Below are 24,007 nucleotides of genomic sequence, written 5' to 3' on the forward strand. Positions count from 1 at the left end.
TATTGACTATATGCTTCAGTTAACAGGCAAGGCTTACTTAGATAAAAGCCTTGTACATATGGAATACCTAAATTCTGTAGTACTTGTAATGCATCTTTAGCCTCAACATGAGCAGCGATCAGTTCGATACCTAAACTCTTTGCTACCTCTGCGATGCCTTTTGTCACAGCATGGCTTAATTGATCATTATTGATTTGTGTGATGATACTGCCATCTATTTTGATAAAGTCGACAGGCAAATGTTTAAGGTAGCTAAATGCAGAAAAACCACTGCCAAAATTATCAAGGCATACCTTACAACCTGCAGCTTTAACCTCTTTTATAAAGTTAACTGCGGCTGTCAAAAACTCAATGGCTACAAACTCGCTAATCTCAAAACAAATTTTCTCAGCTGGAATAGCATAATGATTTAATTGTTCAAGGACAAAACCACTAAAACCATAATCATTAATTGATGCAGCTGAAATATTGATGTGACAAAGTTCGGATGCATTAAGGTGCATCGAGTGTTGTTGCAGCCATGAAAAATAGTACTCAATGACCCATCGATCTAATTGGTACAATAACCCTTCTTGTTTCGCGACACGGAGAAAGCTGTTCGCATTGATAAGATTGCCATCAACACCTTTCATTCTAAGTAAGACTTCATAGCGCCGGGGTGAGCTGGAGTCAATGGAGTGTATATGTTGGACACAGAGGATAAACTGATTGTGTTGTAAAGCATGTTGTATGAGTTTACACCAGTGTTGGTCATCAGGTAGTTGTTGCTGGTTTTCGGTTAAAGGCTCATGGTAAAGATGGATGCGGTTAGGTCCTTTGCGCTTCGCTAAAGTGCAAGCTAGCTGTGCTTGCTCAATCAATTGAGCGGCTGTCAAATTTGTATCTTTAATATGAACTAAGCCGATATTTATATGAATAGTAAAAATATGCTCATGCCAGATAAAACGAAAGCCACGTAATACATCCAGTAAACGATAAGCAAGGATAAAGGCTTCTTGTGTTTCTTTATGCTCAATCAAAGCGATGAACTGATCATCCATCAATCTCGAAATCAAAGTATCCTGTGGCAACTCTTGTTGCAGTTTCCCTGCAAGCTGTCTGAGCAAGGCATTGCCAGCAGCTTCATCGCACTGTTGATTGACTCTTTGGAAGTCGACGATATCCACGTACAAAAGACAGCTAGGGTTTGCATGTGCTTGGTTTAGCCAAGAATCCAGATGAGCAATAAATGCTGTTCGATTTGCCAAATTGGTTAATACATCTTGTTCGTTTCTCGGGTACCGTTGATAACTGGGAGGCTTATTGTCGAGTAACTCGATAGACCCTAAGATAAAATCTCCGAGGGTAGGATCGCTCAGCTGTTGAAGATTCAATAAAACGCGAAGATTTTCACCATTTTGGTTCCTTGCTTCTGTTTCAACTTGGTTCCCTTGAGCTGTACTGCATGCTAATAGTAAAGGCCATTCTGGAAATACCCATTGCAGATCGGGTTTAGCTGTACCAGCTGCTTCACTAAAAGTGAACTCAGCAGCAAAAAGCTGACAAAAACGTTCATTGGCTGAAATCAGCTTACCCTGAGCTGACACAATAAAGTGGCTACCTGGAAGGCGCTGAAAAGCAGAAAAATAATGATTATCTGCATCGTTTTTGGGTAGTGTTGATAATGCAAAGTCGCTTTCATCATGAGATGAAAAATAAAAACTAACTAAAGCCATACTGGTGATAAAGCTCGCCAGCAAACTTTTATACAGCAAAGGCGCTATTTGCAACTGGCCAAGTTCGGACAGCATTAACAAAGACCCGCAGAGTAGAAGGCAGAGCCAGACCAGAGCAAAAAAACGTGCTTTCACATGACCTTGAATAAAATGAGCGAAGCTAACAAAACAGTTACTGATAAGGACAAATAGCGAGCAATAAATCAGTAAGTGCACGCGTAGCTGACCATCTGCAAATAATGGACTAAACAAGAGCAACAAGCTAAAAGCTTGGTTGAGAAAAAATAACCAACGCCATGGCTTATGTTGGAATGAAGAGAGAGCAAGGTAGGTAAACTGATTTAAACAGACGAGTGTAATACCAGATAAGACATACAGAATTGCTGAATTTACTTCGGGATGAAAAGGCCACAATGTCGCAAAGCCTTGTCCACTTATGGTTGCCAGTACTAAAGTTAAGCTGATGTAGAAACCACTCTGATAGAGGTAATGCAACTGTCTTTTTCGTATCAGTAAAAATAAATTATACAATGCAATGGCGAGTAAAAGTCCGCTTATAATCCCTTCAATAAGGCTTAATTGGCTCTGTGAGGCGGTAAAAGTTTCATGTTGCCAAAGCGAGAGTTGCAACGGAACCAGACCCGCATCTTGTATTTTAAAGAAAATATCAATTTCTTGCTCGGCTTGGAACTGAATGGGGAATGCGAACCCCGGATAGGAAAGCACACGCTCTGGAAAGGGATAATCGCTACCAGTATGATGCTGTTGGATCAGGCGTTGCTGCCGCCGATCGAGTTGAAAAAAAGTAACCTGATCGGCTAGCGGAAAATTGTAGTGAACGATGGCATTAAAGGGTGACTTTCCTGTGTAATGTAAGCGAATAAATAACCATACAGCTTCATCCTCGGCTATCTGAACACGCTGCAGATCTTCAAGCAATTGAAACGCATGATGTTGTGCCGGATTGAGTATAAACTCTTCAATATCGAGTGTATCGGATGTTATTTGATAATAAAGTTTAGACTCAAGGGGGTGTTGTTCGAGGCTTTTATCAAAAGAAAAATGCTTAGCATAATGCGCCTGAGCAGTGAAAGAGGCTAATATCAACAAAATGACCAAGCTGCTACGCACTATCAATACCATTCCCTGTTTTGTTATGAAACTTCTTTAGTTGTTATCTTAAAGATCAATTGCGCCGTCGTCTATGAAAGACTTCCCACTGAGAGTGTGAAGCCATCGCTGGGTATTTCGTCTTATGCTAATTTGCCTGACTCAGGAGCATCAACGAGATAATGCTCGATTTCAGCAATAAAGTCTTCGCCATAGCGCTTAAGTTTGGTTTGGCCAACACCACTGACGTCAAGCATTTGAGCATCATTGCCAGGCAGTTGCTGGCACATATCTATCAGGCTGGCATCACTAAACACCATAAAGGGAGCGATATTATCCCGCTCCGCAATCTTTTTACGCAGTTGGCGTAATCGTGAGAATAATAGCCGGTCGTATTGCTGGGGTTTACGCTTATCTTTTTCCTTATTAGTACTACTTGCATGCAGTCTGGGCACCGCCAGTTGCAAGCTTTGTTCGCTTCGTAGAACAGGTCGTGCTGCCGGAAGTAACTTCAATGCGGCATGTTGCGTGATATCCTGTTGCAGGAAGCCAAAATGGACCAACTGCCGCAAGATGCTAAGCCAGAAGTCGTGGCTGTAGTCCTGACCAATTCCCCAGGTCGATAACTGCTGATGACCGTATTGCAGGATTTTCTGATTCTGGCTGCCTCGTAACACCTCGATGACATGGTTCATACCAAAACGTTGACCTACCCGATACACGCAGGATAAAGCTTTTTGGGCCAGCTCTGAGCCATCAAATTGCTTCGGAGGCGATAAGCATATATCGCAATTGCCGCAGGCGGTCTGGCGCGCTTCACCAAAATAATTCAACAGCACTAATCGACGGCAGGTTTGCGCTTCGGCAAAGGCGGCCATGGCTTGAAAGCGTTGGCGACCAACTCTGGCACGTTGTTCATTTTCTTCCTGATCGATCCAATGAAAAATACGGCCAATATCTGCCGGATCAAATAGCATCAGTGCTTCAGCATTGACACCGTCCCGGCCAGCTCGGCCGGTTTCCTGATAATACGACTCAATGGTACGGGACAGCTCATAATGCACCACAAAACGTATATTGGATTTATTAATGCCCATACCAAAAGCGACAGTGGCAACAATGACCTGTATGTCATCACGCTGAAACGCATCTTGTACACTCCCTCTAGCCGTGGAGTCCATGCCGGCATGGTAGGCCGCGGCACTGTATCCTCTTTCTTGCAGCTGAGCCGCCAACTCATCCACTTTACGGCGGGAGTTGCAGTATACAATGCCACTGAGTCCATCCTGCTGCTTAAGATAAGCAACCAATTGCTCCAGAGGACGAAACTTTTCCTGCACCATATAACGAATATTTGGCCGATCGAAGCTACCGACATATTCATAGTGTTGCTGAAGCCCTAGTTGCTGAACAATATCCTGGCGAGTGGCTCCATCTGCGGTGGCGGTTAAGGCCATTAATGGAACGCTTGGGAAGCGTTGTTTTAAAATGGACAAAGCCATGTAATCAGGCCGAAAGTCATGGCCCCACTGAGAAATACAATGGGCTTCATCTATCGCAATAAGGCTGACGCCCAGTTCACTCAATCGATCCAAGAACTGAGGCTGCAGTAGACGCTCTGGGGCAACATAGAGCAATTTTAGCTCTTGCTGCCGTAACCGGGCGTATATTTGCAATATTTCTTCACGACTTAGGCTGCTATTGATGAATTCGGCTGAAACTCCATTGGCTTTCAGAGCGTCTACTTGATCTTTCATCAGTGACATCAAAGGTGAAACAACAACGGTCACATACGGTAATGTCAGCGCTGGTAATTGATAACAAAGTGACTTGCCTCCGCCTGTCGGCATCAGCACAAAGCTGTCGGTACCTTGCATCGCAGCCTGAATCACCTCCAGTTGGCCCGGACGGTAGCTGCTGTAACCAAAGTAGGTTTTTAAATGCTGAAGTAGGGTGTCAGTCACAATTGCTCGATTCGCCGCCACAAATAAAATGGTATTGTAGTAAAAAGCCTGCTCACTGTCTGCAAAGGATCGATATCATTGCTTGTTCCTAGTGCTGAATTTCGATAATCTTAACAGGTCCAACCACAGAGAGTTCATTATGCAGCATGCACAGTTACTTCCTCTTATCAGTTCAACCTTTGATCAGATGCCCTTTAATCAATTACTTGGTTTAAAAGTGACTCGTTGTGATCTCGAGCAGGCCGAAGTCCGATTCGATTGGTCAGAGCGACTCATTGGGAATCCTGTTCAGCAGATCCTGCATGGTGGTGTGATTGCTTCGGTATTGGATGTCGTCGGTGGCATTATGGCGGTATCCAGCGCATTACATCGAATGCAAGACATCCAAACGGATGAGCTGATCAAACGATTGGGTAAAATGAGCACCATCGATATTCGTACCGATTACTTGCGCCCGGGCCGAGGTCAGCATTTTACCGCGACGGCTCGGGTGATCCGCGGTGGTAATAAAGTGGCGGTGTGTCGTATGGAGCTGCATAACGATGAAGGGATCCATATTGCTTTAGGGACGGGCACTTATTTAGTTGGTTGAAGTTGGTCGTGATTTCTCCACCTTTCCGTTAGAATGCAGACCTGTTTTGATTGAGGTCTGGTTATGTCACTGACGCGTGAACAAAAGTTAGGTGGTTTGGCGGCTATTAGTGCCTACTCTTTATGGGGCGTGGCTCCGCTGTACTTCAAACAGATTGCCTTTATTCCTTCTCTGGAAATTCTGGTTCACCGTATTGTCTGGTCGTGCTTGCTTTTACTCTTAGTCATCATCGCTTTGCAACAATGGCCTAAGCTGCAGGCTGTCTTCAAGCAGCCTCGTTTAATAGCTACTCTGTTACTAACCTCGGTTTTGCTGGGTTTTAACTGGTGGCTGTTTATCTGGGCTGTCAATCAAAATCATATGCTGGATGCGAGTCTAGGCTACTACATTAACCCACTGCTGAATGTATTGTTAGGTATGCTATTTTTGGGGGAGCGGTTACGTAAGATGCAATGGTTGGCTTTATTGATGGCTGCTGCTGCCGTAATATTCCAAGTGGTTAGTTACGGTTCAGTGCCATGGATCGCTTTGGCATTGGCCGGCTCCTTTGCTATTTATGGTTTATTGCGAAAGAAACTAGCTGTCGATGCGATGATTGGCCTGTTGATAGAATCATTATTATTGGTACCGGTTGCGCTATGGTATTGGTGGTATCTGGCTGATAGCCCTGCGGTGAATTTGCTGAATAATAGCTGGTCGTTGAACTTGTGGCTTATGGCTGCAGCTGTGGTCACCACGGTGCCATTGCTGTGTTTTATTGCCGGCGCCCGGCGTTTGCAGCTATCTACCATGGGCTTTTTCCAGTACATAGGGCCTAGCCTGATGTTTATCTTCGGTGTTTGGTTGTATCAGGAACCTTTAGCGCCAGAGCGCCTGATGACCTTTGCTGTCATTTGGTTAGCGTTACTCATTTATAGTTTGGATGCATTACGCTTTAATCATAAGCAATCACGGCGTCTGGTGTAGTTACATACAAACTAAGCGTTGGCAAATCGCTCGCGGTTAGGCAGCCAACGGCGCAGAAGTTGCTGGCAGGCATGTTGATCTTGCTGCCATAATTGTTCTGCCAGATATTGAGCGTCTGGTAGTAAGGCTTCATCCCGCTCCAAATCAGCAATTTTAAATTGCATCAGGCCGGTTTGGCGGGTTCCCAGTAGCTCGCCCGGCCCGCGTATTTCTAAATCCCGTTGCGCGATGACAAAACCATCGTTACTGTTGCGTAATACGGCGAGTCTGGATTGAGCCGTGTGTGATAATGGCGCATGGTACAGCAGCACACAATGCGAGGCGGTACTGCCACGACCAACACGGCCTCGTAACTGATGCAATTGCGCCAGCCCCAAGCGCTCTGGGTTTTCAATGATCATCAGGCTGGCATTCGGTACATTAACCCCCACTTCAATCACGGTCGTTGCCACCAGTACATCCAAGTCACCATGACTAAATGCCTGCATCACTTGTTGCTTTTCTGATGCTTTGAGTCGGCCATGCACCAGGCCAACTTGCAAGTCTGGTAATGACTGTTTTAGAGCTTCTGCCGTTTGCTCTGCGGCTTGGCATTGGAGGACATCCGACTCTTCAATTAGTGTGCAGACCCAGTAAACTTGCCGTTGCTCTTGTTGCACCACCTGTTTCACACGGTCGATGACCTGTTGCCTACGGCTGTCAGGAATCGCTACGGTGGTAACCGGGGTGCGACCTGGTGGCAGCTCATCAATGATGGAGGTATCCAGATCGGCATACGCGGTCATGGCTAACGTTCTTGGGATAGGTGTTGCTGTCATAATTAACTGATGCGGAGCCAGATTGGCTGCACTGCCTTTCTCACGCAAGGCCAGTCGCTGATGCACACCAAAGCGATGTTGTTCATCAATAATAGCCAATGCAAGTTGATGAAAGTGAACATCCTGCTGAAATAAAGCATGGGTGCCAATCACCATCGCTGCCTGTCCTGTTTGGATCAGTTCCAATTGCTGTTGCCGTGCTTTGCCTTTACTTTTTCCTCCTAACCAAGCTATTTGAATGCCTAGCGGTTCGAACCATTGACGAAAGTTTTCTGCATGCTGTTCGGCCAGCAGCTCAGTCGGGGCCATCATGGCGACCTGATAACCCGCCCCAATAGCATGTAAGGCCGCCAGAGCTGCAACCAGCGTTTTACCTGAGCCAACATCGCCTTGAACTAAACGAAGCATAGGACGGTTTTGCTGAAGGTCATGCTGGATCTCAGTCACAACACGATACTGTGCCTTGGTTGGTTTAAAGTTGAGACTCTGTAAAAATCGAGCCGATAACTCAGCAGAAGGTGAGATCGCAGTAGAGTGTTGAGCCTGACACTGAGCCCTGAGTTGATACATACTAATTTGCTGAGCGGTCAGCTCTTCCAGAATTAAGCGGCGCTGTGCTGGATGTAACCCTTGCTCCAACTGATTTAAGCTGGCATCTGGTGGTGGTCGATGCAAATACTGCAAAGCGGCAGCCAATGACCAGCCTTGCTGGCCTTGAACCGGCAGGTACTCCTGAGGCTCAAATTGTTGTAAGTGCTGCAGCGCCATCTGGGTTAGGTTACGCCAGCTGCCTTGTTTTAAGCCTTCTGTGCTTGGGTAAATAGGCGTCAGTGTTTCTTCAACCTGAATATCCTGCTCATCAGCAAGCACCCGATACTCTGGATGCATCATCTCAAGGCCGCGCGGTCCTCGTTTGGCTTCGCCAAAACAACGAAGTTGTACGCCTGGGGTAACGGCTTGCTTTTGTGCGGCACTGAAATGAAAGAAGCGCAAGGTTAGGCTACCGCTGTGGTCCTTAATTTTCACTAGCCAGGAGCGTCGTTTACCAAACTGGATTTCGCTGCTGAGCACCGTGCCAAGCACGGTTGTATGCATTGCAGGCATCAAGGCTGCTATGGGGCAGACGCGAGTTCTATCTTCATACCGTAACGGCAAGTGAAACAATAAGTCTTGCACACTAAAGATAGCGAGTTTGTGTAGCTTTTCAGCAACTTTCGCGCCAACGCCTTTGAGTTGCGTGATTGTCAAGTTATCCAGCCGGGTGCCAGCCACAACAGATCCATTTATTTGGGGAGTGAAACAATAGTTTAACGTGTTCTGTACACTAAATACCAGCAAGGCAGCTTTTCTTGCTAGTGCTCTGGCTGGGCTGGCGCACCATGAAAATAACGATGGATCAAATCATCGGCGACCATCGATTCAATTGCATCGTGCAGTTGCTGTTTCAGATGAGCATGTGGGCTTTTTTGCGAAAGACCAAGATGGACATAGCGGGGCTCACTCAGCTGAAATTTCAAGCTAGCTGTTTTAAACTGGTCATGATAACGACTATTACTCTGGATAAGATTACGTGAGCTTTGTGAGGGTGCCAGTAATGCATTCGCGCGGCCTAGCAACAGCATGGTTAAGCCGGATTCCAATGAGTCGACCTCAATGGTCTGCCCATGCTCAGCGACCAGGTTAAGAACGGATGCATTGTAGGTATAACCTCGGATGACCATTAAATGCAGAGTGTTCAATTCAGACACCGACCAGACATCGTTTGCATCATGGCGTAAATACAGTACCTCCGGCCGTGCATGATCATAAGGGATTAAATGCATGAACGCTTGTCGATCAGGGCTAGTATTTAGACTGGTCATAAGGTCTGTTTTTCCCTGCTCCATCAGCCGTAAACAGCGAGCAAAGGGGGTGTTTGGACTAAAGCGAATACGGATATCAGCCCGCTTAGCCAGTTCCTGCATGAAATCGACCGTTGGACCATAGGGAGAGCCATGGCTGGGGTAGCTGTGTCGATTAGGAAAGTCATCCAGACACCACTCTAGTTCGGGTTGTTCACTGATGACCAATGCACTAAAACAACAGAGCAGACTAATGTAAAGATGCTTCATAAAAAAAACTCTCCACATGTTCACTTGGTCGATGCAACCGGTCTAAAGTACCATCTTGCTGCATGTCTATAATAGCCTGCTCTATCGCAGGTTTTAGATCCAGATACTTGCTGGATCGGGAAACACCAATATGGACAGGATTCGCGGTATCTTGATAAATAGGTAGATCCGTCAGCTTAAATTGCTGCGCATATCTTTGTTGTTCGGCAATGAGTGGTAAAGCGCTTTCTGGCGGAATTAATAAGCCATCAACACGGCCTATCAATAATAGCTCCAAGCCTACTTCTATGGTCTCAACTTCGACTCGATTTGAGCGGCCCGCTAAAACCTGCATCAGCGCCGGATTGTATGCAAAATCACGGATCGTCACTAATGTGAGTGGATCAAGCTCATGCAGATGCGTGTACAGTCTCACGTCACTGCTACGTTGCAATAGTTTTTCCGATTGAGCGAGGCGATAAGGGAGCAGCCAGATAAAACGATCTCGCTGGGTACTGAATTTTAGGTTCGACATTAAATCGACTTCTCCCAGCTCCATTTTTCGTAAACACCGCGCCAGAGGGGTCCTTGCTGTGTAGGTTAATGCAAAGCCAGCTCGTTGAGCAATTTCTTTCATCATGTCCACAGATGGCCCTGTCGGGGTATCACCATGGTAATTATGAAAAGCGGGGAAGTGGTCAAGGCACCAAGTCAACTCGGGACGCAGCTCTTCTACTGCCACAGCAGAAGGACTGACAACAAGCCATACCATGAGACAGCTTAGCCAGCGCATATCAATGATGATGTGTCCTTTATAAATAACTGTTTTTATGATTAAAGCATAGCACAATGTTTTTACTCAGATGGCTATTCATCTGTTGGCTAGTACGTCGATGGCACTTCCATCACACCATCAATTTCAATTTGTGCACCGCGCGGTAATGCACTGACTTCAATGGCTGCTCTGGCAGGGTACGGCTCTTGAAAATACTGACTCATCACTTCGTTAACCATAGCAAATTTTGATAAATCGGTGAGAAAAATATTCACCTTCACCATATCATTTAAGGAGCCGCCAGCGGCATCACATACGGCCTGCAGATTTTTAAATACCTGACTGGCTTGCTCGCTGAAATCGTCTGAGATGATTTGCATGGTGTCTGGTACCAGTGGAATTTGTCCGGATAAATACACGGTAGTACCAATTTTGACCGCTTGGCTGTAGGTGCCGATAGCCGCTGGTGCCGCATCGGTACGAATAATTACTTTAGACATGTTACTTCCTTCTATAAATTTTTTGTACATCAGGTACCACGCGTATTTTACGCATGACATTGGCCAGATGCACCCGATCCCGCACCGATAGGGTAATGTTGATAATGTATTCGCCGGTGTCTCTATCTTCGGTCGCTAGATCCTGAATATTTGAATCCTGAGTTGCAATTAAAGCTGTGAGCTTTGCCAGGACGCCTTGTTTATTGATGATAAAGACCCGAATATCACAGAGAAAGTGTTTATCATGGGCTTGATCCCAGCGAACCGGGAAGTACTTGCCCGGATCTTTTTCCCAGCCTTTGATATTACGGCAATCACTGCGATGAACATTCAACCCTTTACCAGGCGATGCATTGGCAACGATAGTATCGCCTGGGATGGGGCGGCAACACTTAGCAAATGTCAGCAACATACCTTCTGAGCCGACAATCACCGCCTTGCTATGGCTTTGATCGGTATTGACTATTGCATCCGGGTTATCAAAATCGCCCAGCAAACGACGTGCGACGGCGATAGGGAGCTGATTACCTAAGCCAATTTCAATCGCTAGCTCATCCAATGATTTCTGTTTGGTGCTTTGCAGCACTTGCTCTATACGTTCTTGGGCAATATCTTCGAGCTTTACGTCGCCGAGTGCCGAATTTAACAAACGATGCCCCAGACTGGTGGCTTCGCTTAGTTGTTGTTTCTTTAAATAGTTGCGAATGCCAAGAATAGCTCGGCTGGTGACCACATAGTTGAGCCAGTTTGCATTGGGTTTACCACCCGGACTGGTTACAATTTCAATGGTTTGACCGGTTTCTAATGCCCGGCTGAGAGGGTAAGGCTTGCGATCGACCCTCGCACCAACACAGCGATTACCTACATCGGTATGAACCGCATAAGCAAAATCGACGGCTGTTGCATCAATCGGCAACTCGACGATGCGCCCTTTGGGGGTGAACACGTAGAGTTCATCCGGGTACAGCTCCGATTTAACGTTTTCGACGAACTCGTAAGTGGTACCCGCACTTTGCTGCAGCTCAAGTAAGCTTTGCATCCAGCGACGAGCACGGATTTGAGCGGTAGTATCGGCTTGTTCCCCATTGGTTTTGTACATCCAATGGGCTGCGATCCCTTTATCAGCCATTTCATCCATCTCGGCAGTACGTATCTGGATTTCAACAGGAATACCATGAGGACCAACCAATGACGTATGCAACGATTGGTAGCCATTTTGCTTAGGGATGGCAATGTAATCTTTGAAGCGAATTTCGATGGGCTTATATAGGTTATGCACCACACCCAAAATGCGATAACAGCTATCCATACTGTCAACAATGACCCGAAAAGCGTAGATATCCATAACATCATTGAACATGCGCTCTTTGCTTTTCATTTTTAGGTAGATGCTATAGAGGTGTTTTTCGCGCCCCGTCACTTCAGCGGTTAAACCTGCTTCATTAATGCGAGCGCTTATTTCGCTTTTGACCTTTTCCAGCAATTCTCGACGATGCCCTCGCGCCTGCTGTACCGCGGTTTGTAGTGCTCGGTAGCGCATGGGGTAAAGCGCTTTAAAACCGGAGTCTTCCAGTTCATTCTTAATATTGTGAATACCAAGACGATTGGCAATTGGCGCGTATAGCTCTAGTGTTTCCCGGGCAATACGGCGTCTCTTTTCGGGGCGAAGCGCACCAATGGTACGCATGTTGTGCGTGCGATCAGCCAGCTTTATCAGGATGACACGAATATCCTGTGTCATGGCCATAAACATTTTTTGCAGGTTGGTGACTTCAAATTCTTGATAGTCTTTGAATTTAACTTTGTCTAGCTTGCTGACACCCTGAACTAATTCTGCGACAGTCTCACCAAAACGTTCAGCCAGATCATCTTTACTGTATGGAGTATCTTCAATCACATCATGCAGCAAGGCAGCCATCAGTGTTTCATGATCCATACGCATGTCGGCCAGAATACTGGTGACAGCGACCGGATGGGTAATGTAAGGTTCACCGCTGGAACGCATTTGTGGGGCGTGCGCTTCCCGTGCCAACAGATAGGCACTTTGAATGAGCTCGACTTGCTCATCGGGCAAGTAGGCTTTAATTTGTTGTTTCAGACCTTCAAATAGATACACCAGCACCCCCAAAAGCATCAAGAATATCGAGACGATGCTATCTCAATTCTTTATAACAGAATATGGTGGTATTGAGTAGGCTAGCAGCAGTAAAAACACAGCTGGCAGCCTATCTGGGGGGATATTTTTATTCGTCGCCGCCAATGATGGCTGCCACAGCGGCCATTTCAGTTGCATCTTGCTGGATTTGGTCACGTCGTTCCTGTTCATCCAGAATGGATCCAGTGATCAGGCCTTCTTCAATTTCACGCAAAGCAACCACAGTTGGTTTGTCATTTTCGATATCGACTAATGCATCTTTTCCTTCAACCGACAATTGACGGGCACGGCGGGATGCCACCAGGATCAGATCAAAACGATTACCAATTTTATCCACAGCATCTTCAACGGTTACGCGAGCCATTCGCTACTCCAATTCTACGGTTTATGCAAGACCCGATAGTATACGCTAGTCTGATGATTTCGCCAACAGTTGATGCAGGATCTTTGCTTGACGCAATTGTTGTTGTGCCAGCCGTTGGCGCTGGCTTAATACGATGGCGCTTAGGCTGGCTAATGATTGCTGAAAATCATCATTAATGAGCACATAGTCATATTCATCCACATGACTCATTTCATCGTTGGCTTTTGCCATCCGCTTGGCAATTACATCATCGCTATCCTGGCCTCGGGTGCGCAGTCGTTGCTCTAAAGCTGATAGGCTCGGGGGTAGAATAAAGATACCAATAGCGGAAGGTTCCTGCTGACGAATTTGCCGAGCCCCTTGCCAATCAATATCCAGAAAAATATCGATACCTTGTTGCCGCGCCTGTTGGATCTTGTGGCGTGAGGTGCCGTAGTAATTACCAAACACCTCGGCCCACTCCAGAAATTCGCCGGCCTCAATTTGCTGTTTAAAGTGATCGACACTAACGAAGTGATAGTGCACGCCATCATGCTCACCGGGGCGGGGAGCACGAGTCGTGTGAGAGACGCTGACCTGCATATCTGCATGCTGCGCTAACAAGGCTTGAATCAGGCTGGATTTGCCTGCACCACTTGGCGCCGAAATCATAAAAAGATTGCCAGTTAGTTGTTGCATAGTCAGGTACCCACAAAAAATTAAACTGCAATTCTACGTCGCTGATGCAGCCGCTGCAAATTGTAATACCAATCTGTGCAGGCTATTTCTTTTTTGCTTTCGCTTTGACAGAAAGGGTTAATGTAAAGGTAGCCATGGCTTCATCGCCATGCAAACTAGGGCAAGTCACTTTAACGGATACCGGGCGGTTGATACGCTCACCTGACGCCAACGACTCATCAATCATTTGATCAATCACATCGCCATCATGGCTGGTAAAGTGCACTCGCGCTTCCGGCCGTTTTAAAAAGTGGCCTTCTACATCTTTAAATGCAAAATTAGCATTTACACCGCGGGCCTGAGCTTTGCTGAATACCAAAAAAGCACCGGCTAAATCAGCCCCAATCGCCAAAGCACCAAAATAAATGCTGCCTAAATGATTTTTGGTGCGCCAGCTATGTGGCATGGTGACTTCCAGCGTTTTGCTATCCATACGAATAATTTTTGGCGAACAAAAACCAATCAGCGGAATGTAACGCCAAGCAAAGAACTTTAAGCCCCAATTGGCTTTGCGAAGAGAAATGGCCATAAAGCAGTTCCAACAAAACAAAACATCAGCTTACACTGGTCAGACCATGCGAGCAAGGGGGAAAGCCGCGCGCTTGTATGCGGTGGTTTAAGAAAAACAAAACCCCGATAGCAGCCGGGGTTTATTAAAGCTTAAATAGCTGAGCTTTTATTGAGCTTACTCAATATTTTGGATCTGTTCGTAGATTGAGAGAGGTTTTTTATTAATAATCAGCTATTTAGATTTTATGTGTGGCAGCTTTTTTAGTTTAACTCGCCATTTTACTCACCTTTTGTCGGATGCATAGATTTCTTATTTAGTTGCGTCGGAAATATAAAAACAGTAGAAATCATTACAATCACGCCCAGTTTTCTAAGCTGTAGTCGCGAGTAAATCGATCACTTAATTAACTGCAGAACTTACTTCGTTTCAGGGCTTACTTATTGCTTGAGAGAATATCGCTTTTAGTGGTTCAAGATTAAGGTCATAGCCAGCGATATTGGCGTCGATCCATGTTTCTTTGGAGATTTGTGGCCATCTTAATTCATAGCCAAGTGTAAAAAGGAGCTCTTCAAAAAAGAACCGCTGAACTCGGCCGTTACCTTCCCGGAATGGATGCAAGATGTTCATTTCGCAGTATAGATCTGCCACCTTGGTGATTAGGTCATTTTCATTATTTAAACCAGCCAGGTTGGGGATTAAGGCAAATAACTTTGTTGCCTCAGGTTGGATTCGAGAGCAAGTGCAAAACCTGGTCGATCCTTTTGAGATATCAACTTCTCTTACTTGACCTGCCCATTCGTAAAGGTCTTGAAAAAGATGGTGGTGCAGATGCTGTAAATGTTCGAATGAAAAATCGGCAAGTGAAAGTTGACGAGACTCGTATGTTCTATAGCGTTCTGCAGAAAATTCAGATTCTGCTTCTGCGAGTTCTTGCGGATCTTGGATATCTAACAGGTTAACTAAGACATCTGAATCTGGGTAGCAGTATTGATCGTGTTCTACACCATACTTATCGCGCATACTGGCGTTTTAGTTCTGTGATAGATTTGTGCTCGCTGCTTTTTTTCAGTGAGAGCCCTTCGTAGCTAAGGCTAACCTTATAATTCTCCATATTAGGGGTAAATTTAGCCTTGCGCTCATTCGTCATTTTAGTAGCTGTGTTCGACATAGATATACTCCTAACTTTAGTTAGATTCTAACGCATCAAAGCCGATATTTCCATCTGCGATGAATCATCTAGGAGCAAGCTAATATGCAGACCTAGCCAGTGATGCAGGGTAAAGTACGCAGGCATCAAACACTACGGTGTCATTTGAGCTCATTAATAGCCCAACCGCTGGCTTTCAAGTGTGTTTAAGTCCAGCTGTTTCACCTGCCTTGGTAATTGTTGGGCATCTGCGTAGAACCTAAATTCCATTTGGGTAGCAAGTGATGGGCAGATATACTGGTTTCTTAATGAATGTTGACGTAGCGTAGAGTTATTAAAAATGAAAGTAGGTCGCAACGACCCATGCCCATGTGGCAGTGGTAAGAAGCATAAACATTGCTGCATCAATGCTACATCCAAGCTGCATGGTGAAGTATTCGATGACATCGCACAAACCGTGGCGATGAATCCCAACCTTACGCTTGATGAATTAAATCTTGTGGCACAGCAGAAAATGGCCGAGCGTAATAACAGACCCAGTGCTGATTTTTGCGGTTTGACACCAACGCAAATGGCTAACTGGCTGTATGCTCCTTTCAGAGACCTTGTGGGGGTTAGTGTTAATACTCCTGATGATGTATCAACCAGTCCGGTCATGCGTTATTTAAAACTAATTGTTGATGAAGCTATGCAGCAGGATGGTTCATTTAAAGCAACCAGTAAAGGTAATCTACCGGCAAAGTTAGCGAAGCAAGCCAGCGATTTATTGCCAGAGTTTGCAGTGAGCCAACAGCACACCAATATTAGTATCAGTGAATTTGCCGGTATTAATGAAGACAAGTTTAACGCCTTACATTATACCCGTATTTTGGCTGAAATTAGCGGCATTATTTATTTAAGATCTGGTCGTTTTCATATTAAAAAAGCAGCGCAGAAGCGGTATCAAAATCAAGGCATTCAGGCTTTTTTCAAACCTATGCTGGAAGCGGCAATTACGCGGTACAACTGGGCGTACCTTGACAGCTTTGAGTATGATGTTGAGTTAAGAACTTTTTGGCTATTTATGCTGTGGCGTCTGCAAAGCCACGGCTCTGTTGAGCAATTGATAGAGGACGTTGCGAAAGCTTTCCCGGACTTGCTGCACCAGCTGACACCTGATGAGCATTTTTCATCCATCAGACTGCTGAGCTTACTAATCGAATCACGCTTTATTGAGCGTTTTTTACAGTTTTGGGGCTTTGTCGTTGCCGACCCGAGAAAGATTTTTGCCGAAGAACATGTACCGCGACGAGCCAGTATCCAACCGCTTCTCACACACACTTTTCACTTTACTATTGACGGGTATTAACGCGTTATGAGGTGATTAGTCTTGCTATTCGCCTCACTATGTGAGTAGATTGTGTAATGTATTCACCTCAATAAGCAGGAGTCACGCCTATGTGGATCTGGCAACAACCAGACTGGCCCGGTCGTCAGCAAAAGGCATCGCCAGCCTTTCGTTATGATCATGCGGTATTGACACCTAAGTTGCGTGAGCTGCATTTTTTGCAGGGCGTACTAATGGGCAAAATGGGTGTACAGGATAACCAGCAGGCTGCGCTCGATACTATGCTAGCCAATATCCTTACCTCTAGCGCCATTGAGGGAGAGCGACTAAACCATAGTGTTGTGCGTTCTTCATTAGCCCGTAAGCTGGGTATTGCTGAACTGCAAAGCGTTGCAACGACCGCTCAGTCTGATGGCCTTGCTGCCATGGTGACAGACGCCATTGGCAACTGGCAGCAGCCATTAACGTTAGATCGATTGCTGCAATGGCATGCCTGGCTATTCCCAGTGGATGGCTCACTCATGCATCGGGTGACTGGGGGGCAACTTCGCGGCAACGAGCCCATGCAGGTTGTCTCAGGTCGAATCGATCGTCCTAAAGTACATTTCGAAGCACCACCGCGCCAGGTATTGGAAAACGAGCTTCGCTGTTTTATTGATTGGTTTAACCGCTCGCAAGAAGACGCCAATCTAGACCCGCTGTTACGTGCCGGCATTGCGCATTTCTGGTTTATCACTATCCATCCACTGGAGGATGGTAATGGTCGGTTGGCGCGGTTGCTGACCGATCTGGCATTGGCCCAGGCGGAGCATCAATCCATCCGTTTTTATGCCATGTCGGTTGCTATCCTGGAGAGGCGAAGTAGCTATTATGAGATCCTGGAGCAAAGCCAAAAAGGCGATACCGATATTACCGCCTGGTTGCTTTGGTTTCTCGATACTCTGGCCGTCAGCCTGCGTCAGGTGCAGGCCGATATCGAACAAACGCTGCAAAAAACCAGGTTCTGGCAACGGGTTGACCAAACAAAACTGAGTAAAGAACAAGTCAAAGTACTCAATCGGTTGCTGGATGGCGATTTCAGCGAAGGAATCAGCAATAGCCAATACGGCAAAGTGGCGAAAGTAAGTCCTGCAACGGCCAGTAGGCATTTGGCGCAGTTGGTTGAGGTGGGGTGTTTAGTGAAAACTACTTCGGGTGGCAGAAGTACGAGGTATGTGATCTTGCAATAGTGGGGGGTAGGCTCGCTTCATTGCAGCCTACCCGAGGCCCAGATTGGTGTTGGAATTGCCTGACACTGAATATTAAACACCCTCCAAAGATGCAAGCCGTATAAACGTGTTTTAAGCTGCGAAAGGATTAAACGGGCTTCAGAGTAAACCAAGCGCTGACCTTCAGGTGTGCTCAAGTCCAATTGCTTAACAGGCTCAATAACACCGTATTTTACTAGTTTGTTGTCCATATATGTAGCTTCAGTGTTGATAGAAAAATTCATTGCTTAATTTTATTCGAGTGCTCTCTGATTATTAACTCCTCAACCAGCTGGCTTTTAGAAACGTCGCTTTCAGCTGCCAGGTTGGCTAGCATTTTGCTCACCTTTTTGCTCATTATAAAACTGTACGGCTTCTTACCTTGTTGCTTATCACGGTACTTTTTCACACTCCATGCGCGTTTCATTTTTATTAGAAATAGCTGTTTTGCTTCAAGGCTTGTATGCCAATAATCAAAAGATGCAACCACAGCGTTGTATTGATCGCTACTTGTGTTGACCGGAAATTGTTCCTGAAACAGAACTTGTGTCTTCATGTAGTCAGCAGCCCATGAGCATTGGCTTTCGGATGATTTGTTTAACCATTTGAAAGCGTTCTGAAATGTTTGAATATGCTCAGTAAGAGCACGTATCACACCAAGGTGATATTCTTTAACGTCAGCTGTGGCTTCCCAAATTTGGAAAAAATTGATTATCGACGTTGTAAGTTCTGCTGTGCTAAGAGGGTAAGAATTAATTGTGTAAAGCTTATAAATCGGCCCAAATGAAAAGTGATAACCACGGTATTTCTCTCTTTTATTTTCAAGTTCTGAGTTGATTATAGGAACGTTAACGCGTGGTCTCGGCGTGTGCATTGTTATTTGGGAGATATATATCCAAATAGCATTTTGTGCCCTACTATTCAGTTTTCTTATAAATGCGTAGTCACTTTTTTCCAAAAGAGAGGCTTCGTAAAACTGCTTTATATCATTAAAGATATGCGCCGGAGCGTTGCTGATTCCAACGTGAATAAAGGCTCTTGTATATAGCATCTTAATTGAGTTGATGACCTCAGCTCTGATTAACGCGAAAGTCTGTAAGCCTATAGGTGGTGTTTTATTTTGAAGCCAGCCTCTGATTGAAAGAAAGTTGTAAAACCATAAAGCTTCCTGGTCATCCGACAGATCTGACTCGGAAATTAGCTGAGGTCCTAAATAACGACCTGTGCCCATAATGCCTCCAATAAATTGTGATTATTAGTATTATATTATGTATCTATTTTAGTGTTATTTTTAGAATAATTCTAAGATTTATTTTAAGTAATCATTTTGGCAGAGAATATCATTATTTCCGTGGTCTGCAGAGGATTTAAATCTTATTGTCTTTATTGAAATTTAATAGATTAAGGAAGCATAGACTGGAAGTTGCTTTGAGACTCAGGGTACAAGCTAGGAAAGCTGATTGGTGTTGTCGATGGCAATTGTCGGTATATGGTTAATATTACTCAAGCCACAGCTATGGCGTATGAGGTGTTAGGGCTTAACTAAACAAGGTAAATCTATACATAGCTTACTCATGTGTTGAACAAACAACACAGGAGAAGCTTCATGTTCAATTCAATCCTTCATGATTTAAACCAACCCGATCATAAGTACTGGAATGATCAGACTTACTATGGATGGCCACTCATAACGCATCGTGGTCCATTATTAACAAACCACCTAGATGCTATCAGCAAGACTTTTGATAAGGCTTTAATGGATACATCTCGTGCATATGCTGTGAGATTCGATCTTAGGCTGCCATGTGATTTTGATATTACTGATTCAGTAGTGGTAACTAGGTTCTTCAACGCGCTCCGCCGGTTGCTTGAAACAGCTGATATGGAAAAAGCTAGAGAAGGAAAGCGGGTTCACCCGCACAAACTTCGCTATTGTTGGGCTAAGGAGTGGGGTAATGAAGGCCGGCCGCATTATCACGTGTTGATAATTCTAAATCATAATCGTTATCGCACGTTGGGATCATTTAAAAATGGAGAGGGCAATTTGTCAGCCCGCATTAAGACAGCCTGGGCTATAGCCTTAAACCAGAATCTTGACGCCGTTGCCAGGTTGGTCCATTTCCCTAAGAACGCTGAGTATCGGCTCTACCGGAACTCACCTGATTATCAGCTCCAAGCTCAGAGTCTATTCTATCGGGCGAGTTATTTTGCTAAAGCAGAGACGAAGGTGTTCGGTATTGGACAAAGATCACTTGGCACTAGCTTAAGCTAAAGGCATTTTTAAAGATATTATAGGCTTGTTTTTTCTTCGGGTGGTCAATTACGCTAACATCATTGCTAAATTACTTTATGTTCAGTTCTGGAACATCAGGAGTGGTGATGGATTCGGCCCTACGTACAAGAGAATATTTGACGTTTTGTAGTGAAGAGGAAGCTCATGCCTTTGTAGATGCACAGACAGGGCTTGTTCCTGCGCCTGGAAGCAAAGGTAGCGGAGGAAGGCATTTTACTGACTGATGCGCAGATTGCCGTGCTTGAGAAGAAAAAACATGAGGATGAAGCCTGTGGTGAGATTGAGACTGCTCATCCAGGCTACCTTGGCTCGCAGGATACGTTTTACGTTGGTAACCTGAAGGAGGTTGGCCGGATTTACCAGCAGACCTACGTCGATACTTACAGCAAAATCGCACATTGTAAGCTGTATACCACCAAGACGCCGATCACAGCAGCAGACTTACTCAACGACAAAGTGCTGCCATTCTACGAGGCTCAGGGCTTGCCTGTGCTGCGTATTCTGGCTGACCGGGGTACAGAAGCATCTGACTCAAATCTAATCTGACAGGCACCGTGAAAAATTGGTAACTGTCAGATCAAGTCTGAGCTAGTACACATTAGTTTGTTAACACCAAGCGACTTTGTCGTATATTAATTACCAAGCGATTCTGTCGTAATCGCTAATTACCAAGGGAATTTGTCGGTCATTTTTTTATGTGCCTGTTAGTGTTTTGTTTTTTGAATACTAGAAGGCATGTTGAGGATGATTGTGATGGATTCTAAAGCTCAACTCAGTGTTGATATTATTGCTAAGGTTGTTGAAGGCAGAATAACAATTGCCAATGCTGCTAAGTTACTCAGCAAGTCTCGTCGCTCCATTGAGCGCTATGTAAAACGATATCAGCAAGTCGGTATTCAATTCGCTATTCATGGCAACAGCGGTAAAGCCCCACCCAACAAAACGCCGGTATCAATTAAGGAAGCAGTGCAGGCTTTGATTAAAGATAAGTATTTCGATTTGAACTTGTTGCATTTGGCTGAACAGTTGGCCGAAAACGAAAACATTGTTGTGAAGCGCGAAACCCTGAGAGGTTGGGCGCATGATATTCATCATGTTAAACGAGCTAAGCGCAGACGTAGCAATGTACGTAAACGTAGAGAGCGTATGGTAGCACCGGGCTTAATGATGCAAATGGATGGTAGCCCACATCGCTGGTTCGGGAATAAAAAACATTGTTTAATTGCCATGATTGATGATGCGACCAGTGAAGTCTACGCCGAGTTCTTTCCCTCAGAGACAACGGTTGGCTGTTTGAAAGTGATGCGAGAGTGTATTGAAGCGAAAGGCGTGTTTAAAACACTTTATGTCGATAGAGCCGGTATCTACGGCGGCCCTAAACGCTGCAACTTCTCACAAATGCAGAGGGCTTGCGAAGAGCTAGGCATTGAAATCATCTTTGCCAATTCACCACAAGGCAAAGGGCGTATTGAGCGAGCATTCGATACCTTCCAAGACCGTCTTGTTCCCGAGCTTAGGTTGAACAATATCAGTGATATTACGGCAGCCAATGCCTACCTAAAACATGTGTTTATTCCTCAGTTCTGGCAAGCCAAAATCCAAGTAAAATCGAAACAAGCGCCTGAATTTACGCCTCTGTCGAAACACATCAACCTTGATGATATCTGCGTCATTAAAGACCATCGTAAAATACGTAACGACCATACCTTCAGTTATGGCAACAAGTTCTACCTAATAGATTCACCGCTCAAGCACTCCATTGCCAATCAGAAAATCGAGATAAGGAATACGAGTAAAAAAGGGTTTACCGCTCACTTCGCGGGAAGAAAACTTGCTGTATCCGAAGTCAATGAGCCTAGCAAATTAGCAAGTGAAGATTTAGAGATCCAAAAGAAATTAGAGGTGCTCGCCTTGGTCGAGAAGCTCGGCAACGTCTCCAAAGCATCGCGCCAAAGTGGCGTGTCACGAGACACGATATATCGTCACTTAAGACTGGTCGAGCAAGGCGGGCCTGATGCCTTAAAACGACAAGAAACGCCTAACATAAGGCATAAAAACTGTGTCGATATGGAGATCGAGAAAGCGGTAATCGAGTTCTCTCTTGAACATCCCCACCTTGGGCAGCAGAAAGTTGCATTGAAGCTAACCAAAGCGTTAGGGATTGAAGTTAGCCCAAATGGCGTGCGCAGTATGTGGTTAAGGAATGATATGAATACAACTGCATTGAGGGTTGTTAGGTCCCAAGCTTTGCATGAATCATAATGAAAATAGTCAGTTGTTCAACTGACTACTTTTTAATTACAACAACTGTTGCCCTCTTGAATTGGAGGGCATTTCACTGTTCCATATGAGCAGTAAACGCAGCAGTCGCCGCTCAAAGGCTTTAGCAGTGATTTACATTTGGTGCATTCATAAAAAAATTGGCATGCAGTGGTTGGCATTTCTTCTTGCTGGCTGTAATTGCAATGTGGGCAAGTGATCGTCGATGAGAGTTCTATTTTCGCCATAGTTTTGTGTTCCTCCGAGGATTTCAATATCGTTCAACTAGTGACGGCCTTACGACTTCACTAATGAAGGATAACCAGCATTCTTTGTAGCCTTTGTTAGTGCATCAGGATTTGTTATCTCATCGTCAAATGTTACAACAGCAAGTTTATTTTCAAATGTCACTTCCACTTGTTTTACGCCTTTAACGCGCTCAAGTGCTTTTTCTACTGTTATCGGGCACGTTACACAATCCATCGACGGAACTTCTAACGTAACAGTTATATCTTTTGCAAACGTCGCCGGGCTGCTTATCAACAATAAAGTTGTTATCAATAACTTCTTCATTTTTCTCTCCAACTAGAGTTAGGTGGTAGCACCTACACGACCCATATGATCCAGTAGTTGCTGGTAACAAAAGCAAACGCCAATAGTGTGGTAAACCAAAATACTGCTTTTCGTCGTGTTCTTACTTTTGGGACTGCACAAACCTCATCATCCGCACAGTTTTCAACAGGCTGATGTATCTTCCACCCAGCAAAGCCAAATAAAACTACGACCACGAATATAAAAATAGGACGATAAGGATCTAAGAGTGTTAAATGACTAATCCATGAACCACTTATACCCAATAACAGCAAAATAAGTGGCCCAGCACAGCAGGCACTGGCACCGATTGCTGCGGCGAGCCCGCCTAAGATTGATAGTTGACTACTTTTTGCCATATTTAGGTTTATTACACTATTCTTTTAAGCGTAGTATAAACTCCGTATATGGGTACGGAGTCAAGTGATGTGTCATTTTATGGTTGGAGTGACTGAATGATCGGGCAATCTTTATCACTTGGATTATTTTTACAGTCTGAAACGAGCGAAACAAGGCTTTCTTTAAGGTTAAGCAAGTCACTTAACTTATCTTCAATTACTGCAAGCTTTTGCTCAGCGAGTTGCTGAACATCTTCACAATTACTAGCACTTAATATTAATAATGATGATATTTCCGCCAACGTAAAACCTAAATACTGTGCACGCTTTATGAACAATACTCTTGAAAGTGCTTGTTCTGTATATTGCCTGTAACCCTGTATTGGCTTGATGGGTTGTTCAAGTAAGCCTTTGCGTTCATAGAAACGAATCGTTTCTACACCAACATTTGCCTTTTTGGCGAGTTTACTGATTGTATACATTGGCTACCTTAAATATTCCGATTAATCCAATAATATACAAAACTTC

General features: G+C 44.9%; 22 protein-coding genes and 1 pseudogene. 7 read left to right on the forward strand and 16 right to left on the reverse strand.

All coding sequences use genetic code 11. From position 1 onward, the window contains the following. Together Q3O60_RS16780 and recQ are read right to left on the reverse strand one after the other, a co-directional pair. Positions 1-2,858 (reverse strand): EAL domain-containing protein (locus Q3O60_RS16780; RefSeq protein WP_305895090.1); only part of this gene is annotated, 2,858 nt, incomplete at its 3' end. A 110-nt stretch (positions 2,859-2,968) separates the two neighbouring features. Next, positions 2,969-4,789 carry a DNA helicase RecQ gene (gene recQ, locus Q3O60_RS16785; protein WP_305895091.1) on the reverse strand — a complete coding sequence of 607 codons (1,821 nt, stop codon included), beginning with the start codon at positions 4,787-4,789 and terminating at the stop codon, positions 2,969-2,971. A gap of 139 nt (positions 4,790-4,928) precedes the next feature. Between recQ and Q3O60_RS16790 the strand changes: the two genes are divergently transcribed. Together Q3O60_RS16790 and rarD are read left to right on the forward strand one after the other, a co-directional pair. Continuing rightward, positions 4,929-5,381: a thioesterase family protein gene (locus Q3O60_RS16790; protein WP_305895092.1), complete on the forward strand. Its 453-nt coding sequence runs from the start codon at positions 4,929-4,931 to the stop codon at positions 5,379-5,381. 63 nt (positions 5,382-5,444) lie between these two features. Beyond that, positions 5,445-6,347: an EamA family transporter RarD gene (rarD, locus tag Q3O60_RS16795; RefSeq protein ID WP_305895093.1), complete on the forward strand. Its 903-nt coding sequence runs from the start codon at positions 5,445-5,447 to the stop codon at positions 6,345-6,347. An 11-nt stretch (positions 6,348-6,358) separates the two neighbouring features. Here rarD and recG read toward each other — a convergent pair whose 3' ends face one another. The 9 genes from recG to Q3O60_RS16840 all read right to left on the reverse strand — a co-directional run bounded on the left by recG (position 6,359) and on the right by Q3O60_RS16840 (position 15,297). Continuing rightward, positions 6,359-8,437 (reverse strand): ATP-dependent DNA helicase RecG, encoded by a 2,079-nt coding sequence (gene recG / locus Q3O60_RS16800; protein ID WP_305895094.1) that lies wholly within the window; start codon positions 8,435-8,437, stop codon positions 6,359-6,361. 80 nt (positions 8,438-8,517) lie between these two features. Further along, positions 8,518-9,276, reverse strand: coding sequence for a substrate-binding periplasmic protein (locus Q3O60_RS16805; RefSeq protein WP_305895095.1), 759 nt, complete (start codon positions 9,274-9,276; stop codon positions 8,518-8,520). Continuing rightward, a complete protein-coding gene (locus Q3O60_RS16810) occupies positions 9,257-10,027 on the reverse strand; it encodes a substrate-binding periplasmic protein (protein ID WP_305895096.1) in 771 nt (256 codons plus the stop codon). Before Q3O60_RS16810 ends, Q3O60_RS16805 begins: the two co-directional genes overlap by 20 nt. A 110-nt stretch (positions 10,028-10,137) precedes the next feature. After that, on the reverse strand, positions 10,138-10,530 hold the full coding sequence (gene ridA, locus Q3O60_RS16815) for a RidA family protein (protein ID WP_305895097.1): 393 nt from the start codon (positions 10,528-10,530) through the stop codon (positions 10,138-10,140). A gap of 1 nt (position 10,531) precedes the next feature. Then, complete coding sequence (spoT, locus tag Q3O60_RS16820) at positions 10,532-12,646, reverse strand: bifunctional GTP diphosphokinase/guanosine-3',5'-bis pyrophosphate 3'-pyrophosphohydrolase (protein WP_305895098.1); 2,115 nt, start codon at positions 12,644-12,646, stop codon at positions 10,532-10,534. Positions 12,647-12,773: 127 nt separating this feature from the next. Continuing rightward, positions 12,774-13,049, reverse strand: coding sequence for a DNA-directed RNA polymerase subunit omega (rpoZ, locus tag Q3O60_RS16825; RefSeq protein WP_305895099.1), 276 nt, complete (start codon positions 13,047-13,049; stop codon positions 12,774-12,776). 45 nt (positions 13,050-13,094) lie between these two features. After that, complete coding sequence (gene gmk / locus Q3O60_RS16830; RefSeq protein WP_305895109.1) at positions 13,095-13,733, reverse strand: guanylate kinase; 639 nt, start codon at positions 13,731-13,733, stop codon at positions 13,095-13,097. 76 nt (positions 13,734-13,809) lie between these two features. Beyond that, positions 13,810-14,295 carry a DUF4442 domain-containing protein gene (locus Q3O60_RS16835; protein ID WP_305895100.1) on the reverse strand — a complete coding sequence of 162 codons (486 nt, stop codon included), beginning with the start codon at positions 14,293-14,295 and terminating at the stop codon, positions 13,810-13,812. Between the two features lie 408 nt (positions 14,296-14,703). Next, positions 14,704-15,297: a Fic/DOC family protein gene (locus Q3O60_RS16840; protein WP_305895101.1), complete on the reverse strand. Its 594-nt coding sequence runs from the start codon at positions 15,295-15,297 to the stop codon at positions 14,704-14,706. A 467-nt stretch (positions 15,298-15,764) separates the two neighbouring features. Between Q3O60_RS16840 and Q3O60_RS16845 the strand changes: the two genes are divergently transcribed. Then, positions 15,765-16,772, forward strand: coding sequence for a YecA family protein (locus tag Q3O60_RS16845; RefSeq protein WP_305895102.1), 1,008 nt, complete (start codon positions 15,765-15,767; stop codon positions 16,770-16,772). Between the two features lie 89 nt (positions 16,773-16,861). Beyond that, positions 16,862-17,980, forward strand: coding sequence for a Fic family protein (locus Q3O60_RS16850; protein ID WP_305895103.1), 1,119 nt, complete (start codon positions 16,862-16,864; stop codon positions 17,978-17,980). 259 nt (positions 17,981-18,239) lie between these two features. On the opposite strand, the gene Q3O60_RS16855 is transcribed toward Q3O60_RS16850, so the two are convergent. Further along, positions 18,240-19,229 (reverse strand): hypothetical protein, encoded by a 990-nt coding sequence (locus Q3O60_RS16855; protein ID WP_305895104.1) that lies wholly within the window; start codon positions 19,227-19,229, stop codon positions 18,240-18,242. Between the two features lie 375 nt (positions 19,230-19,604). On the opposite strand from Q3O60_RS16855, the gene Q3O60_RS16860 reads away from it, so the two are divergent. The 3 genes and pseudogenes from Q3O60_RS16860 (at position 19,605) to Q3O60_RS16870 (ending at position 22,553) form a co-directional block, all read left to right on the forward strand. Then, positions 19,605-20,270, forward strand: a complete 666-nt coding sequence (locus Q3O60_RS16860) for an inovirus Gp2 family protein (RefSeq protein ID WP_305895105.1) — start codon at positions 19,605-19,607, stop codon at positions 20,268-20,270. A gap of 204 nt (positions 20,271-20,474) precedes the next feature. Continuing rightward, a pseudogene (locus tag Q3O60_RS16865) lies at positions 20,475-20,813 on the forward strand (IS481 family transposase); the annotation flags it as partial. A 222-nt stretch (positions 20,814-21,035) separates the two neighbouring features. Beyond that, positions 21,036-22,553, forward strand: a complete 1,518-nt coding sequence (locus Q3O60_RS16870; RefSeq protein ID WP_305895106.1) for an ISNCY family transposase — start codon at positions 21,036-21,038, stop codon at positions 22,551-22,553. 32 nt (positions 22,554-22,585) lie between these two features. Here the strand turns inward: Q3O60_RS16870 and Q3O60_RS16875 are convergent, their stop codons facing one another. From Q3O60_RS16875 to Q3O60_RS16890, 4 genes are all read right to left on the reverse strand, one after another. Further along, positions 22,586-22,798, reverse strand: coding sequence for a GDCCVxC domain-containing (seleno)protein (locus Q3O60_RS16875; protein WP_108569075.1), 213 nt, complete (start codon positions 22,796-22,798; stop codon positions 22,586-22,588). Positions 22,799-22,847: 49 nt separating this feature from the next. After that, positions 22,848-23,123, reverse strand: a complete 276-nt coding sequence (merP, locus tag Q3O60_RS16880) for a mercury resistance system periplasmic binding protein MerP (protein WP_305895107.1) — start codon at positions 23,121-23,123, stop codon at positions 22,848-22,850. Between the two features lie 32 nt (positions 23,124-23,155). Continuing rightward, entirely contained in the window at positions 23,156-23,500 is a 345-nt protein-coding gene (locus Q3O60_RS16885; RefSeq protein WP_305895108.1) for a mercuric transporter MerT family protein, read from the reverse strand. Between the two features lie 77 nt (positions 23,501-23,577). Further along, positions 23,578-23,961, reverse strand: a complete 384-nt coding sequence (locus Q3O60_RS16890) for a MerR family transcriptional regulator (protein ID WP_108569078.1) — start codon at positions 23,959-23,961, stop codon at positions 23,578-23,580. Between the last annotated feature and the right edge of the window lie 46 nt (positions 23,962-24,007).

The sequence above is a fragment of the Alkalimonas collagenimarina genome (assembly GCF_030717845.1).
GTDB lineage: Bacteria > Pseudomonadota > Gammaproteobacteria > Enterobacterales > Alteromonadaceae > Alkalimonas > Alkalimonas collagenimarina.

What these genes read in the sequence shown, in the direction of transcription:
- Q3O60_RS16790 (WP_305895092.1), top strand. Translation starts at nt 4,929, where the DNA reads ATGCAGCATGCACAGTTACTTCCTCTTATCAGTTCAACCTTTGATCAG.
- rarD (WP_305895093.1), top strand. Translation starts at nt 5,445, where the DNA reads ATGTCACTGACGCGTGAACAAAAGTTAGGTGGTTTGGCGGCTATTAGT.
- Q3O60_RS16805 (WP_305895095.1), bottom strand. Translation starts at nt 9,276, where the DNA reads ATGAAGCATCTTTACATTAGTCTGCTCTGTTGTTTTAGTGCATTGGTC.
- Q3O60_RS16810 (WP_305895096.1), bottom strand. Translation starts at nt 10,027, where the DNA reads ATGGTATGGCTTGTTGTCAGTCCTTCTGCTGTGGCAGTAGAAGAGCTG.
- ridA (WP_305895097.1), bottom strand. Translation starts at nt 10,530, where the DNA reads ATGTCTAAAGTAATTATTCGTACCGATGCGGCACCAGCGGCTATCGGC.
- rpoZ (WP_305895099.1), bottom strand. Translation starts at nt 13,049, where the DNA reads ATGGCTCGCGTAACCGTTGAAGATGCTGTGGATAAAATTGGTAATCGT.
- Q3O60_RS16835 (WP_305895100.1), bottom strand. Translation starts at nt 14,295, where the DNA reads ATGGCCATTTCTCTTCGCAAAGCCAATTGGGGCTTAAAGTTCTTTGCT.
- Q3O60_RS16840 (WP_305895101.1), bottom strand. Translation starts at nt 15,297, where the DNA reads ATGCGCGATAAGTATGGTGTAGAACACGATCAATACTGCTACCCAGAT.
- Q3O60_RS16845 (WP_305895102.1), top strand. Translation starts at nt 15,765, where the DNA reads ATGAAAGTAGGTCGCAACGACCCATGCCCATGTGGCAGTGGTAAGAAG.
- Q3O60_RS16850 (WP_305895103.1), top strand. Translation starts at nt 16,862, where the DNA reads ATGTGGATCTGGCAACAACCAGACTGGCCCGGTCGTCAGCAAAAGGCA.
- Q3O60_RS16855 (WP_305895104.1), bottom strand. Translation starts at nt 19,229, where the DNA reads ATGGGCACAGGTCGTTATTTAGGACCTCAGCTAATTTCCGAGTCAGAT.
- Q3O60_RS16860 (WP_305895105.1), top strand. Translation starts at nt 19,605, where the DNA reads ATGTTCAATTCAATCCTTCATGATTTAAACCAACCCGATCATAAGTAC.
- Q3O60_RS16870 (WP_305895106.1), top strand. Translation starts at nt 21,036, where the DNA reads ATGATTGTGATGGATTCTAAAGCTCAACTCAGTGTTGATATTATTGCT.
- Q3O60_RS16875 (WP_108569075.1), bottom strand. Translation starts at nt 22,798, where the DNA reads ATGGCGAAAATAGAACTCTCATCGACGATCACTTGCCCACATTGCAAT.
- merP (WP_305895107.1), bottom strand. Translation starts at nt 23,123, where the DNA reads ATGAAGAAGTTATTGATAACAACTTTATTGTTGATAAGCAGCCCGGCG.
- Q3O60_RS16885 (WP_305895108.1), bottom strand. Translation starts at nt 23,500, where the DNA reads ATGGCAAAAAGTAGTCAACTATCAATCTTAGGCGGGCTCGCCGCAGCA.
- Q3O60_RS16890 (WP_108569078.1), bottom strand. Translation starts at nt 23,961, where the DNA reads ATGTATACAATCAGTAAACTCGCCAAAAAGGCAAATGTTGGTGTAGAA.